This is a genomic window from Carnobacterium maltaromaticum DSM 20342 (assembly GCF_000744945.1).
GTDB lineage: Bacteria > Bacillota > Bacilli > Lactobacillales > Carnobacteriaceae > Carnobacterium > Carnobacterium maltaromaticum.
In genome coordinates this window covers 2,755,827-2,771,157 of the sequence record NZ_JQMX01000001.1, presented here as the reverse complement: position 1 = coordinate 2,771,157, position 15,331 = coordinate 2,755,827, and the positions used below count along the sequence as shown (strand labels likewise).

General features: G+C 34.3%; 12 protein-coding genes. 7 read left to right on the top strand and 5 right to left on the bottom strand.

What is annotated here, in order from left to right; all coding sequences use genetic code 11:
- Positions 1-188: 188 nt before the first annotated feature.
- Together BR77_RS13005 and BR77_RS13000 are read left to right on the top strand one after the other, a co-directional pair.
- A complete protein-coding gene (locus tag BR77_RS13005; protein ID WP_015077579.1) occupies positions 189-1,349 on the top strand; it encodes an ArgE/DapE family deacylase in 1,161 nt (386 codons plus the stop codon).
- A 263-nt stretch (positions 1,350-1,612) separates the two neighbouring features.
- Positions 1,613-3,073, top strand: a complete 1,461-nt coding sequence (locus tag BR77_RS13000; RefSeq protein WP_015077580.1) for a lytic polysaccharide monooxygenase — start codon at positions 1,613-1,615, stop codon at positions 3,071-3,073.
- 79 nt (positions 3,074-3,152) lie between these two features.
- On the opposite strand, the gene BR77_RS12995 is transcribed toward BR77_RS13000, so the two are convergent.
- The 3 genes from BR77_RS12995 to BR77_RS12985 form a co-directional block, all read right to left on the bottom strand.
- A complete protein-coding gene (locus tag BR77_RS12995) occupies positions 3,153-4,025 on the bottom strand; it encodes a VOC family protein (RefSeq protein WP_015077581.1) in 873 nt (290 codons plus the stop codon).
- 150 nt (positions 4,026-4,175) lie between these two features.
- Positions 4,176-5,672 (bottom strand): AcpB/EbpR/MafR family transcriptional regulator, encoded by a 1,497-nt coding sequence (locus BR77_RS12990; RefSeq protein WP_035065301.1) that lies wholly within the window; start codon positions 5,670-5,672, stop codon positions 4,176-4,178.
- A 173-nt stretch (positions 5,673-5,845) separates the two neighbouring features.
- The gene (locus BR77_RS12985; RefSeq protein ID WP_015077586.1) at positions 5,846-6,295 is read right to left on the bottom strand and encodes a hypothetical protein; all 450 of its coding nucleotides are present in this window, start codon (positions 6,293-6,295) and stop codon (positions 5,846-5,848) included.
- A 309-nt stretch (positions 6,296-6,604) separates the two neighbouring features.
- Between BR77_RS12985 and BR77_RS12980 the strand changes: the two genes are divergently transcribed.
- The 3 genes from BR77_RS12980 to BR77_RS12970 all read left to right on the top strand — a co-directional run bounded on the left by BR77_RS12980 (position 6,605) and on the right by BR77_RS12970 (position 9,310).
- A complete protein-coding gene (locus BR77_RS12980) occupies positions 6,605-7,198 on the top strand; it encodes a glycoside hydrolase family 73 protein (RefSeq protein ID WP_010052624.1) in 594 nt (197 codons plus the stop codon).
- Positions 7,199-7,278: 80 nt separating this feature from the next.
- Positions 7,279-7,917 (top strand): response regulator transcription factor, encoded by a 639-nt coding sequence (locus tag BR77_RS12975; RefSeq protein ID WP_010052623.1) that lies wholly within the window; start codon positions 7,279-7,281, stop codon positions 7,915-7,917.
- Between the two features lie 31 nt (positions 7,918-7,948).
- Positions 7,949-9,310, top strand: a complete 1,362-nt coding sequence (locus tag BR77_RS12970; RefSeq protein WP_257613328.1) for a sensor histidine kinase — start codon at positions 7,949-7,951, stop codon at positions 9,308-9,310.
- Positions 9,311-9,393: 83 nt separating this feature from the next.
- Here BR77_RS12970 and BR77_RS12965 read toward each other — a convergent pair whose 3' ends face one another.
- The gene (locus BR77_RS12965; RefSeq protein WP_010052620.1) at positions 9,394-10,029 is read right to left on the bottom strand and encodes a DUF421 domain-containing protein; all 636 of its coding nucleotides are present in this window, start codon (positions 10,027-10,029) and stop codon (positions 9,394-9,396) included.
- Between the two features lie 15 nt (positions 10,030-10,044).
- Positions 10,045-10,500 (bottom strand): DUF3290 domain-containing protein, encoded by a 456-nt coding sequence (locus BR77_RS12960; protein WP_010052618.1) that lies wholly within the window; start codon positions 10,498-10,500, stop codon positions 10,045-10,047.
- A 253-nt stretch (positions 10,501-10,753) separates the two neighbouring features.
- Here BR77_RS12960 and BR77_RS12955 point away from each other — a divergent pair, with 253 nt between their 5' ends.
- Entirely contained in the window at positions 10,754-12,808 is a 2,055-nt protein-coding gene (locus BR77_RS12955; protein ID WP_015077588.1) for a DUF4822 domain-containing protein, read from the top strand.
- A gap of 127 nt (positions 12,809-12,935) precedes the next feature.
- Positions 12,936-15,284, top strand: coding sequence for a glycoside hydrolase (locus tag BR77_RS12950; protein ID WP_015077589.1), 2,349 nt, complete (start codon positions 12,936-12,938; stop codon positions 15,282-15,284).
- Positions 15,285-15,331 lie beyond the last annotated feature (47 nt).

Genomic DNA, 15,331 nt, shown 5'->3' with positions numbered 1-15,331 from the left:
AGTAACCACACAAAATAATTTCAAACAAAACCCTATTACTTTAGGGAAATTAGCGAAAAGCTTAGATTCTACTTCCTAAATTATGCGCTTTATTTAACTTGTTACTTTTTTTACTCTTCATTGACTCCTTTTTTTAAAGGTATATACTTATAGATAGATAAAAAAAATAAACCAAAGGAGCAAACAAAATGGATAAAAAAGAAGCAATTACCTTACTAAAAGATATACTAAAAATTGATTCAACAAATGGCAATGAAAAAGCTGTCGCAGACTACTTAACAACCGCTCTAGACAGATATGGTATTGCCTCAGAGCAGGTTGAATATGCCAAAGGTCGTAATCAATTAATCGTCTCTCTTAAAGGCAAGCAACAACAAAATAGTAAAAAACTAGGCTTTACTGGGCACATGGATGTCGTTCCAGTAGGAGAAATCCCTTGGAAATATCCTCCTTTCAGTGCAACTGAAGAAGATGGAAAAATCTATGCACGCGGTTCAAGTGATATGAAGGCTGGTTTAGCCGCGCAAGTTGTCGCAATGATTGAATTAAAAGAGCAAGGACTACCTTTTGCTGGTGAAATTCAATTGCTAGCAACAGTCGGAGAAGAAACTTCTGCAATCGGAGCCGGTCAATTAGTTGAATTAGGTTATGGTTCTGATTTAGATGCACTAGTTATTGGTGAACCAACAAATAATTTAATTGTGATTGCTCATAAAGGGGCTTTGTGGTTACGAATTACGACTTTGGGAAAAACCGCTCACGGTTCAATGCCCAGCGAAGGAATCAATGCTGTTGAACATATGTTAAAATTATTAACTCGTTTCCAAGAAAAATTCGACTTCTCTTTAGAAGTGGATGAACTGGTTGGTGCTTCAACATCAAGTATTGATGTAATTCATGGTGGCAATGGTACCAACGTTATCCCTGATACTTGCACCGTTGAAATTGATATCCGCACAATTGCCAAACAAGATCATCAACTTATTTTAAAAGATGTTCAAACCATGATTACGGAGTTACAAGAAACGATTCCAAATTTAAATGCTACTATAGAGGTCATTAATGATTTAGAGTCTGTCCGGACAGAAAAAGATGATGCTTTTGTTGAACTTGTTTATTCCACAGTTGAAAGTGTGACTGGTAATCAAATTAAACCCTTTGGTGGGCCAGGTTATACAGATGGCTCACAATTTACGAAAGCCAAGAAAAAATATCCTATTGTTATTTTAGGACCTGGGATTGGAGAAATGGCTCATCAACCAAATGAATATGTTGAAATTGAGGCCTATTTACAATCTATTGAGATTTATAAAAAATTAGCATTAAGCTATTTAACCGAAACAAACTAATTCTTTTCTGCTTGAACTGAAGATAAAGTCCAATTTCTGACTTTATCTTCAGTTTTTTTATTGCTTCGTCTTTATACATAACGACAACTATATATATTTAGACACAATTTAGACATTTTATAGGACAATTTTCACATTTATATGCCAAAAAATCATTTTTTTACGCTAAATTTTACACACTTGTAAAATATAAAAGAAAACAACATAACCTTTATCCTCTATAGTTGATTAAGTAAGGAAAATGAATTATTGGAGGCAACAAAATGAAAATGACAAAATCTTTACTCATTATAGCTGCTGTTGGAGCAGGTCTAATGACGTTTGCACAACAAGCATCAGCACACGGTTACGTAATACAACCAGAAAGTCGTGCATATAAAGGAACAAATAAAATCGGCTTAAATACAAATGTAGGACAAGCACAATGGGAGCCGCAAAGTATTGAGGCGCCTAAGGGCTTTCCAAATGCTACAAACAGCCCTAAAGATGGAAAAATTGCTAGTGGAGACTTAGCAGCCTTTTCTCCATTAGATGAACAAAATCAAAACAGATGGCATAAATCTGATATTACAACCGGTAAATTAAATGTTACTTGGTTTTTAACTGCACAACATCGTACCGAAAAATGGACTTATTTCATGACAAAACAAGGTTGGAATCCAAATGAGCCATTGAAACGTGACTCTTTAGAAAAAATCACAACTAAATTGGATAATGGTGCAAAACCAAATGAACTAATGACACAAGAAGTAAATATCCCTACAGATCGTTCAGGTTATCATGTAATTGTTGCTGTTTGGGATATCTATGATACAGCCAATGCTTTCTATCAAGTAATGGATGTTAACGTTAAAGGCAGTGGCGAAATTGTTGAAGATAAAGAAGCTCCAACTACTCCACAAAAACTAGCTGCAACTCACACAGCTTTTAACCAGGTTAGTTTAGCTTGGGATGCTGCAACTGATAATGTAGCCGTTACAAACTATGAAATCTTACGCGATGGAAAAGTTATTGGTGAAACTAAAGGCTTAACATTCTCAGATACAACTGTGGCCCCTAACACAAACTATAACTATCAAATTCGTGCGTTAGATGCTGCTGGAAATAAATCTGCCTTAAGTGCTAACTTAGCTGTTAAAACACCTGTAAAACCTGTTGTTGATACAGAAAAACCAACTATTCCTGGTGGTTTAATTCCTCATATGACAACTGATACTTCAACTATGATTCATTGGACTGCTGCAACTGATAACGTTGGCGTAAGTCACTATCTAGTGCTTCGTAATGGCTCAGTTGTTGGCAATACAAAAGAGTTAATGTATACAGATAAAGATTTAACTCCTGCAACTGCTTATGTATACCAAATTGTGGCTGTTGATGCTGCCGGAAATAAATCTGATGCAAGTGCAAAATTAACAATCACAACTAAAGAAGCCGAAGGAACACCCGAAACAAATTGGGAACAAAATAAAACGTATGTTGGCGGAGAAGTAGTTCGTTACAACGGTTTAGAGTACAAAGCACAGTGGTGGACTAAGGGAGATAAACCAAGCGCTTCTGGAGTTTGGAAACTTATGACCCCAAATGTCGTGACTGAATGGAATACTTCAATGGTATACAACAGTGGCGATAAAGTTACTTTTAATAAAGTAACGTATCAAGCTAAATGGTGGACACAAGGAGAAAAACCAGGTAACGCAGCCGTTTGGTCTGTAGTTAAATAAATTGATTCTAGAATAAAATAGGTGTACCTAAAGTGAACATTCACTTTAGGTACACCTATTTTATTTCGTCAGCCTACTACTAGGCTTCATTATAGATTCTTCTGAGTTCTTCACTATCTATCTTCATCATCCCATAGACTGCCTGCGTTACAGCAAGCGCTTTTGTTAAATTTTTTCGATCTAACATTGTATCCATATCCCTTGTAACGGTTTGCCAAGCGACACCAAATCGATCACCCATCCAACCACAGGGCATTTCTGTTCCTTTGCTAGTAATAGCTGTCCATAATCGATCAATTTCCTTTTGATTCTCACAATAAACATAAAAGGAGTTTGCCAAAGAAAAAGTAAAATCATGATCAACAGCACTATCCATCGCCATAAATTCTTGCTGATGCAAGGTGAATTTAGCTAATTTAGTCGTTGAATCCTCATTAGAATAATGTTCTAAGATCTCCCCTGATTGGAATACCTCAATCCATTCTGCTACAGCACGACTAGCATTGCCATATTGTTCACCAGAAAACATAAAGCAAGGTGTAATCTTTTGACTAGAGCTAGATTGATCTAAAGAAAACTGCCAAGATATGCCAAAACGATCTTCAAGCCAACCAAATTGTCCTACTCCTGGATAGATAGCCAAGTTCATCAATAATTTCCCGCCTTCACTCAGTTCCTGCCAAAGAACTTGAAGCTGAGTCTCTGACGTACAAGTAACCATATAGGAAATTGACGGTGTTGCCTTAAACTCTGGGCCACCGTTTAACAAAATAAATTCTTGATTCGCTAACTGAACCGATTGTGTTAAAATATCTCCAATCTTACCATGTGCATCTTCCAAAAAATACAATGTCTTTAATGGTTTCCCATTTTCAAAGACTTTTGTATACAATTCTGTCATTTCTTCCACTTGATTATCTACCCATAAACATGGTGCGAACTTATTTTCCATAAAATAATCCCCCTTTGTCTATCTGGACCCGATTCTCCAAAAACACTAGCATTAAACCATTCTTTAATCACCCATAGTATATCCGAATCCGTTTCCATTTGTCCATTATTAAGCTATTTTTAACAGAATGAAAAACCTGATTTAGCTAACTTACTCATTAGCCAAATCAGGTTTACCTTCAAGCAATAATTCAATCTGCTTTTTTAACATTCTGAAATCTTTTTCCGTTGGCTCACTATTCCATAAAAAAATTGGCAGATTAGAGCTTATATTAACTGGATAATAATCAGATAGAATCAAGTCCACATTCAAATGTGCTTCATCAAAATAAACTTCTAAAGAATTAATCAGCTCAATCCTATTTTGAGTAAATTGTTGTAAAAATTTAGCACCTTGCTTTAATTCTTGGCTATATCCCTTTTCAGAAATAATCGTTACTCGAATCACTTTACTAATCCCACGTAATCTTTCTGAAAACTGATTCATCTGAAAAATGGATTTTAATAAATATTGACGATTTACCTTTAAAAAATAAAAATCGGATTTTTCTTCATATTCACTAATTAAGTCTTCAACCTGTTTTACAAGTTCTTTATTTGCAAATAATTGTTCATTTTCTTCATCAGAAAATAGCTTAACAACAGAGATATCTTGATAAAGCTCGATAGCTGAGAACACGGCAAACATATCCAATAAATAGGCAAATCCAAAATAATTGGTTTTAGGATTTTCATGGAATAGAGCAAAAAGTTCTTTGGCAAGTTGATAACTTTCTGGAACCAATGCCTTAATATTTTTAATGCGGCTCATAGCATTTTCATAAGAAGAATAACGGAAAGGTAACTGAATAATACTGTACAGTATATTTATCCGTTCCGCTTCTTCAATTTTTTTACCAATCTTTCTTTCAAAATTTGAAAATGCATTGTTAAAATTGAATTGAGTTTGATAATATTTCCACGATTCCCATTGGCGCTCAGAAGGTTCCCCATGATAATCATTGCAAGAGCGCTGTAAATTAATAGCCACTGCTATACAAAATTGATACTCACAAACGGGGGAAAAATAAATACCTAATTCCTTTGCTAAATCTTGACTTAGCTGGGCAATGGCCTTGACATTATATTTTGAAAAAAGCCACTCTTCATCAATCAATGACGTGTGTTTAAATAATTGGAAGAATAAAAAACGGATTTGGTGTTCAGAACCTTCAATAGTAATAAACTCCCCACCAGTTACTAATTCCAATTTATTTTCTCTTAAAAAAGCGCGTATACTTTTCATTTTACTATAAACATAGGAAGTACTCATAAAATGGTCAAAAGCCCAACTTTCAATGGATACAATTTTTTCAAATAGAATGGAATAGACAAATTGGTATAAAACAGTTTCTTTCAAGATTATAGCTTTTATAAAAGCGTCATTAATGCTTTTTTTTTCTTTTAATATAATTCCATCACTACTCTTTTCAATTGATCCGTATCTGTCAATCAGATTATCTGCCAATATCAAGGTGTTATTTAAAGTTGGTCTGGAACAGTTTAATTCCTTTGATAAGTCATTTTTAGTTAACGGCACTGACGAATTGTGCAATTGTCTCAATAACAAATACTGTCGACTTAACCCTTTACCAATTTCATAAGACAACTACATAACCACCTTATCTTTGTTTACTATCTTTCAACTAACTATTTATACTTATTATTAATTATGAATCATTCTAATTTTAAAAATACCATTAATAACAAAAAAAATCCATAAAAAAAAACACGAAGTTGGTTTTTTTTTTATGGATTTTAATCTTAAAATAATAACAATAACTAGTCGAATAAACTAGTTGTATACCCCATATATCCTGTAAATAAAGCATAGTGATTATCTACCTCATGCTTTTTTTGGATTTTCATATAATCAATTACATCCGCATCTGATATCACTATCTGATTTGATTTTTGTGCATTGATTAAGAACTCAATAACTGTATCATTAAACTTAAAAAAGTTAAGATAGACTTCTTTATAAGGCGTTGACATGGCTGCTCGATCTTCACCAATACCATAACAAAGAGAATTGATATCAGAATCATTAAGCATCGCTTCTTGTTGCGCTTGAAATAAGTACAAGCATTCCCTTTTATATCCTGTTAAGTAGTTTTTTTCATCTATACGTAACTTATGCTCTTCTGTATGAACATAATAAGTATCCACCCAATAATCAACAAATGCAGTAGCGTTATTATATAAAAAGTTATAAATTGTCTCTTTACTCATTCCTTGATCCACCTCCATAATCTTAACGATTATATTTCAAATCCTAAAAATAGGATTGCTTAGTTATTTTACCATTTTAAGATTTACTTTTGTTAAAAATAAAATAAAGTTTTATAAATACCTAATCTTATTTTTTCCATAGAAAATGGAATTTCTCATACACTAAATTTTTTTTTTCAAAAACCTTGTCTGGATTGGTCTATAGCTTTTTTTTCAAAAAAAAGAAACGCGATTAGAATGAAATTTCGCCACAATCTTGTAACATTTCTTTTGTATACTCTAATCAATAATAAAAAAAGGATGGTCTATATGAAAAAAAAATTAATCATTACTCAAAAAAATAAAAAAATCATGTTAAGTCTACTACTATCTGTCAGTATTATAGGAGCCTTTCTGTTTTTAAATCGCCAACCAAAAGAATACGAATATGTTGCAGCTGAAGAATATTCAACAAAGTATCAAACTGTCTTTATTGATAAGATTGCCGATGAAGCTCAAAATTTGCAAGCTCAAACAAACTTATTTGCTAGCATTACCATTGCACAAGCAATTTTGGAATCTGATTGGGGAAATAGTGAATTGGCGCAAGAATCAAATAACTTATTTGGGATTAAAGCACAAGAATCTGATCAAAGTACAACCTTACCTACCGACGAATATGAGGATGGGGAACGAATCACCATTGATGCTGCTTTTAAAAAATACGACACTGTTCAAGAATCTATGGTTGATCATATTGTCTTTTTAGAAGGCGCTAGTTATGCTCCGGTTAAAACAGCAAAAAATTATATAGAAGCTGCTCACGCTCTTAAAGCTGGTGGATACGCGACAGATCCTAAGTATGCAGAAAAACTAATTGAGCTTATCGAACAATTTAAATTAGATAAATTTGACACCATCTAATTTTAGCTTAAGGTGGCTAAACAATTAGCATTGCTGTATAGTAAAAAGATAATAACCCTATTAAAAGGAGCCTCTTAATCATGAATGTTTTAATCGCTGATGACAATCCAGAAATGCTACAAATTCTTTGTGCATACATGAAAAAAGCTGGATTTACTACTTTTACAGCAACTAATGGCGAAGAAGCCTTGGAAGTTTTTTATCAAGAACAGTTGGATATTGCGATTTTAGACTGGATGATGCCTAAGCTGGACGGTTTGGAAGTCGCTGCCCAAATGAAAAAAGAAAGTCCAATCAAAATTTTAATGTTAACGGCTAAAAATCAAGGCGAAGATGAATTTCACTCATTATCTAATGGAGTTGATGAATTTGTAACTAAACCCTTTCATCCTCAAGTACTAATCTTACGTGTCAAAAAGCTACTTAACTTAACGGATTCCATTCACTTAGCCGATTTAACCATTGACCCCATGACTATGAAAGTCTGGAAAAATGAAGTCCCACTAGATTTAACCAAGAAAGAATTTGATTTATTGATGCTACTCTATAAAAATAGAGGCCATATTCTAACTCGAGAACAATTATTAGTCGGTGTTTGGGGTATGGATTACTCAGGTGTCGATCGAACAGTTGATACGCATATTCGACGTTTACGAGAAAAAGTTGGCGATACAATTATTCACACTAAACGAGGAGTTGGCTATAGTATTGAAGCATAAACCTTATAAAATCAGTACCAAACTCCTTCTGATGTTAACAACTCTAATTGTTTCGAGTTTTCTGCTAGTTATTCTAGTAAACACTTTATTTTTACCTCGTTACTATCTGCATCAAATGGAAGATAAAGTTGCTACTGTTACATCCACATTAAAAAAATCAACTAGCACAGAGCGAACACCTGAAAATTTAAAAGAATTGGCTGAAAATGAACAAGTCACCATTATTGCGGCTGATTTCAACGGGTTAAGCACTGATGATTTAAATGAATCCTTGCACATAGCTCTCTTAAGAGAAAGAGTTGCTTTAAATCGTTTTTGGGTAACTGATGATACCATTCAACAGTTGCAAGCCTCACCGAAATCCATTCAAAAACTCTACGACCAGGGCAAACAAAAATCAAGCTTTTTAGTTCATTTACAAATCTTAGACAATCAACTTTATTTGGTCGGAATCTCGCTAGTTGATTTTTCGGAAACTGCAACGATTATCAACACCTTCACCTTTATTTCTTTAGGATTAATTTTAACGTTAGCACTACTTATTATTTATATTTCTACAAAAAAAATTACGGAACCTTTATCCGAACTTAAACGTGTTACAGAGCAGATAGCAAAATTAAACTTTATTAAAGTTGAGGATATTCCACCCAATGAAATCGGTGAATTAGCCATTCATATTAATAAAATGAGTGCTGATTTAGAGCATTATCAAATAAGTCTATTGAATAAAAATCAACAACTAAAACAGTTTACTGCTGATTTAACTCATGAATTAAAAACTCCAATCGCCTTAATTAAAGCATACGGAAATGGAATTATTGACGATTTAGACGATGGTAGCTACCTTGCTACTATTCTAAAACAGGCTGACTTATTAAGTTTAACTGTTGATCAAATGCTTGACTATGCTAAATTAGAGCAACAAGATTTACAAGTAGAAAAAATCGATGTAAAACAGCTATTTAAAGAACGGCTCAGTGATTTTCAACTCGCAGCAGATACGCAAAAAATCACATTCAACCTCACAGATAAAGTTCCAGCACATCGTTTGATTGATGCTGATAGGATTTTACTAGCTCGAGTCTTTGATAACTTGTTAAGCAACGCTTTAAAATATGCGACTGCACCTGAAATCACTATCACTTGGGAAAAAAATGAAACTGGCTTACAATTTTCAATTCAAAATAAAACATCTCTTTCCGATACTTTTGAGCCACGTAAACTTTTGGAAGCTTTTTATGTAGAGGAAAAGTCCCGTAATAAAAACTTAGCTGGTACAGGTTTAGGCTTAGCGATTGTAAATACGATTATTGAACAACATCAATTTGAGCTAGATGTCTCGATAAAAAAACAAATGATTCAATTTAAGCTACTCTTTCCATTAGCTGATTAAATAAAAAATATAGGCTACAATCATGAATAAAAATAGTCATGATTGTAGCCTATATTTTTCTTGCTTGCCCGTATAGAGAAATCTTATTTTTCTGCATATGGATAAATACGAATCTCACCAGAAATATATTCTGCCATATAAATTTCACCCATGCTATAGCCACGCTGGTTTAATTCTCCTTCAATCCACTGTTGGTCTCTTTGAATCAGGTCTAAAACATCCTCATTCACCTGGCCATCAACCACAATTGGATATTTAATACTTTCATCTCCATATTGAATAATGGTAAATTGTCCATTTTGCTCCATAACAGCTTTTTTGACCGTTGAAACTTCATAAATTCCAGCTGCTCTTAACTTAAAAGACAAATCATTAGCCGAGATACCACATCTTAAACATTCCTTGACAGACACTTCTCCATTAGAAATTAAGGTAATTGGTTTTCCATCAATCAGACGTTTAATATACACATTATTATTTTTAGCGAATTTCATTACTAGCACTAAAATCGTCCAAATAACTAACACGAGGAAAAATTGCAAGATTGTTATGCTTTCATTATAAATAACCCCTCCAATAATGCCCCCTAACACATAATTTTGAACTTGATCCATAGCCGAACTAGGAGCTAAATTCCCTTTACCTAATAAATTGATTTGAATAATCAGGCAAATAAAGCCGAGACCTAACTTAATAATAGCTGAATAATATAAATCCATCTGACTTTCCCCCTTTTATTTTTGGTTCGTTCCGTTAATTTTTATATCTGAATCAACAATGTGAACTTTCATTAAACTGTATGCAGAAAAATCCGAATTAAAATCGACCTGATAATACTCGTTCTTTAGTTTAATCACCATTTCATCTGTCAGAGAAGTTGAATTCACACTAATTTCTTTCGTCTCAGTATCTTCATTAATCGCTACTTGAGTAATGAAATGAACCATTTGTCCTGACTGGGATATACTCGATTGACCTTGTGAATAATTGGTAAATTGTACACCAATGATAAAAACTAGACTTAAAAATAAAATTAAACTTAAATCTCGATACTTAGTTTGAATTCGATTTCGCATATATTTAATGATGACAAATGCTAAAAAAAGAAGGATACAAAAAATAAGAGAATACTTTAAATAGTTATTGCTTTGCGATTGATTGACTAAATAATCAAATGTATAAAATTCCATACGCTGCTCTCCTTACTACATGCTCAGTTATTTTATTAATCAACTAATTTTCATTCGTACTTATTTTAACGCATAACTAGAAATTTAGCTAGATTTCAACAAAAAAGAGACTGCTGGTTATTAAACTAGTCAGAGCCTTAAACTAAAAGTTTATAAATTGTTTATAGTTTTTTTAGTTTGTGTTTATGCCTTCTCCGTAAGCTCTATGCTAAGATATTGCTAAGATAACTAAAAAATAAAAAGGAGCTTGACTATGACAAACAAAACTAGCTTAAAAAAGTATTTTAATTTATTATTGGTGCTGATTCTGACGCTACCTTTACTACTTCCAATTGAAGGGCACGCTGATACTAACCGAGCAAACTCAGATGTATTAGGTTCACAAAATTGGCAAGGGACTACCGTTACCGACCAAAACGGCAATGATGTAACAGATTTAAACACAAGCTTTATTGGTTTAGCAAAATATGAAGCTGCTACAAACCGTTATGAATTTTTTGATGCAGCAACTGGTCTTTCCCGTGGTGACAGCGGCATTTACTTCTTAACGCAAGATCAGAAAAAAAGGGTCCTGATTTCCCAAACGCGAAATTACAATGTCGTTGTCGATATTTTGACTCTAAATAATGAACTCTTTACTTACCGTCGGATGGGAAAACTTGCAGATGGTAGCGAAGGTTTAGTCGATGTTGCGCATATACCTTATCAAGGAACTTTAGACTTTACTACGCCATTAACTGATTTAGTTACTGAAACTGGTGAAATTGACAAAAGCAAGTCTGGACGAGATATTTTAGCAGATACTAAGTGGCAAGGTACTGTTGTTTATGATGAAAATGGCTTGGATGTTTCAGCTTATAATGGAGGATTTTTAGGTCTAGCCCGCTACGAGGCTTCAACCAATCGTTATGAATTTTTTGATAAAGTCAGTGGACAAACTCGCGGTGATTATGGGTATTATGATGTTATTCGTGAAAATAAAATAAGAACTCATGTCTCTTTAGGTATGAACTATGCGGCCGCTTTTGAATTGACTGAAATAAACAGCCAACGTTTTACCTATACTCGTATGGGGAAAAACGCTGAAGGAGCAGACATCAAAGTAACTGTAGAACATGAACCTTATTTAGGAGAATATCCTCTTAATTTTACATTTGGCGAAACAAATCCAGAACCTGAGATCCCTGAAATAGAAAAACCTGAAGAAAGCAAACCTGGTCAAGACTTATTAGGTTCTACAAATTGGCAAGGGACTACAGTCACCGATCAAAATGGCAATGATGTAACAGCTTTAAATGCGGGTTTTATTGGTTTAGCAAGATACGATGCGACTACAAACCGTTATGAATTTTACGATGCTGCAACAGGTCTTTCTCGTGGTGACAGTGGCATTTACTTCTTAACGCAAGATCAGAAAAAAAGAGTCTTGATTTCCCAAACTCGAAATTATAATGTTGTTGTTGATATTTTGACCTTAAACACTGACTTATTTACCTACCAACGAATGGGGAAACTGCTTGATGGTAGTGAAGGTTTAGTCGATGTTGCCCATGTACCTTATGCAGGTGAGTTAGAATTTACCACGCCTTTATCAGAACTAGTTACTGAAACTGGTACAATTGACCAGAATCTACCTGGTCGAGATATTTTGGCGAATACAAAATGGCAAGGAACTGTTGTGTATGATGAAACTGGGCAAGATGTTTCTGCCTATAATAGTAGTTTTTTAGGTCTGGCTCGTTATGAAGCAACTTCTAATCGTTATGAATTTTTTGACAAAGCTACTGGGCAACCGCGGGGAGATTTTGGTTACTATGATGTTCTTCGTGGCAATAAACTTAGAGCTCACGTCTCTTTAGGTATGAATTATGCAGCAGCTTTTGAACTGACTGAATTAAATAATCAAAGATTTACCTACTCAAGAATGGGAAAAAATGCCCAAGGCGAAGACATTAAAGTCACTGTTGAACATGAACCTTATCAAGGTGAATTTGCTCTTGATTTTAACTTTGGTCAACCTATTCCAGTTCCTGAAGTTCCTGAAGTTCCTGAAACAATTCTTCCACCGACTGAAACGCCAGAAACTACTGTTCCTGAGACTCAACTACCTAAAGTTGAGCAACTAACAAATGATCCAAAACAAAAACCAGCTACTGACGCAGCTATTTTTCCAAAGCTAGAATCAGGCTCAACTGATGCTAGTGATTTCCCACAAACCGGTGAAAAAGACTCCAATCTGCCTATTCTTTTAGGATTTATAAGTACACTATTAGGCACAATAGGTTTTGCTTACCGTAAATTCAGATAAGAACACAGAGCATGAAACGAGGAATTAAAAGGGCTGATGCTCATTTAATTCCTCGTTTTTTATAGCGCCATATTTCTGTAACATTCCTCCTATATACTGGTATTTAATCGAGGAGGAGGAATAAATAGTGAATTTCAAAAAAATAGTTACATCACTAGCTTTACTAAGTTTAACGATGACTGGTTGCGGCATTACTGGTCAATCAAAAACAAATAAACCTAGCTTAAAAGTAACTGAACAAGAATTTTCAAAAAATAAAAGCTATGCTAAAAAGGATTTTGATTACAAAGTTGATCCTGAAACCTTTCAATTAAGCCTGACAACCAATGGCAAAACTGAAATTGTGGCACAACCTCAACAGCCACGAAAAATAGCCGATTATCAAGAAACAGCTAGCGAAATTAGTTGGAGCTATCCTGACGAACACGTTGAAATTACACTAAAAAAAGAAAAAGATCATTTAGCTGTCAAGATACTCAATCAAGCAAAAAAAGATAATACCTTTAGTTGGCCTAAAATTGATGCAGAAAATTACACACTCCCAATTGCTGAAGGGAAATCGATTCCTAATAACCAACCAGAATGGCTTAAGTATTTCCTGGGAAATAACGAAATCGACTTACTTGAAGCTTTCTCAATGAGCTTTTTCAGTATTAATCAATCAAACTTTGCCACAACGTTCGTTTTAGATAATACCTTCAATAGCCAAATGATAGCTACTACCGAACCACATTTAAGCTTTGAAACGAGTCATACCTTTGTAGGCTTCGACCCAAATAAAACTTTGAATTATCGTATCTATTTAACCGATAATGATCCAGTTGCGATTGCAAAAACCTATCAAAAAGACCGGGTTGCACTGGATAAATTTAAAACATTAGAACAAAAAGCGCAAGAAAACCCTGAAATTAATAAGATGAATGGTGCTTTACAAATCTACTTTTGGAACAACCGACTACTGACTAGTGACGATGTAAAATGGCAAGCTTTAGCTGCTGAAATAGATGAACCGATTTTCAAATGGATTGGCGAACTATTAGCCAAATATGGCGAAGATGGTGATGAAGAATACCAAAGTATTTTACCTGCTATCAAAGCTGGCGAAGCTTATAAATATGAACAAAATGTTTTCTTAAATTCACTAAACTATGTACTACTTTATCCGGAATTTTACAACTCTGAGATTTTCACCAAGCCTGATGAAGTTGCTAGTAAACTGATTGAAAAAGGCGTTGATAAGTTAACCGAGCAAGAACGTTACACATTAAATCAACATTTAATGGCTGGTACTTTAGGTACAGATGTTACAAAACCACTTGAACAATGGGGACAAAAAGCTTCAACTAATGTTCTAACCGATATGAAAAAAAGTGGAATCAACAAGGCTTGGATTGGCTTGCCTAACTGGGCAAATGGTTTAATGAATCCTAAAATGGTTGCTGAAGCCAATGATAAAGGCTATTTAGTTGGACCTTATGATTCTTATCAATCCATTCAAGAAGATGCTAGCATTGATTGGAATACGGCTTCTTTCCCAAATCCAACATTATATGAAGATGCTACTATTACCAATAAAAAAGGCGATAAAATCCCTGGTTTCTTAGGCAAAGTCCGTAAACTAAATTCTACGTTAATTTTCCCTGACGTAAAAGAGCGTGTAACTGGGATTTTAGCCAATAACATTCCCTTCAATTCTTGGTTCTTAGATACGGATGCAGCTGGCGAAATCTATAACGATTATGATCCTACTCATAAAACAACTCAAGCAGATGATGTTGATGCTAGATTAAAAAGAATGAATTATCTCAATTCATTAGGAATGGTAGTTGGTGCTGAAACAGGGAATGATTTTGCCAGTGAAGGGATGGTCTATGCTCATGGCTTAGAAACGCCTGTCATTATGTGGTCAGACCCTGATATGCGTCAGAATAAAGAGAGTGAGTATTATGTGGGTGATTACGCTGCTGTTGACGGTGGAATTCCATCTAAATACAATAAAGTAGTCCCAATTAAAGATGAATACAAACCAATCTACACGGACCCTTTATACTCTGTCCCTCTTTATAAATTAGTTTATAACCGCTCTGTTATTACTTCACACCACTGGGAATGGGATAGCTATAAAATAAAAGGACTAACCGGTCAACGTCGTTTACAAGAGTACTTGTATAACACTCCACCGATGGTTCATTTAGACCAAGCAACTTGGCAAGATAGAAAAGAAGATATTGTCCAAAATGCCAAGACGTGGACTCCTTTCCAAGAAAAAGCGCTCCAACATGAAATGACTAATTTCAGTTATTTATCAGAAGACCGTCTCGTTCAAAGAACAGATTTTGGAGCTGATTTAAGTGTCGTTGCAAACTTTTCAAAAACTGACTTCCAACTGGGAAAAGAAACAATTCCACCAGGTACAGCTTTGATTATCGAAGGGAATAAAACGACTTTAATCGATACTCGTACTGTCGAAAAATAAGAATACTCAAATAAGTATCAAACAAAAAGGCTGAACAACTAGAAAAA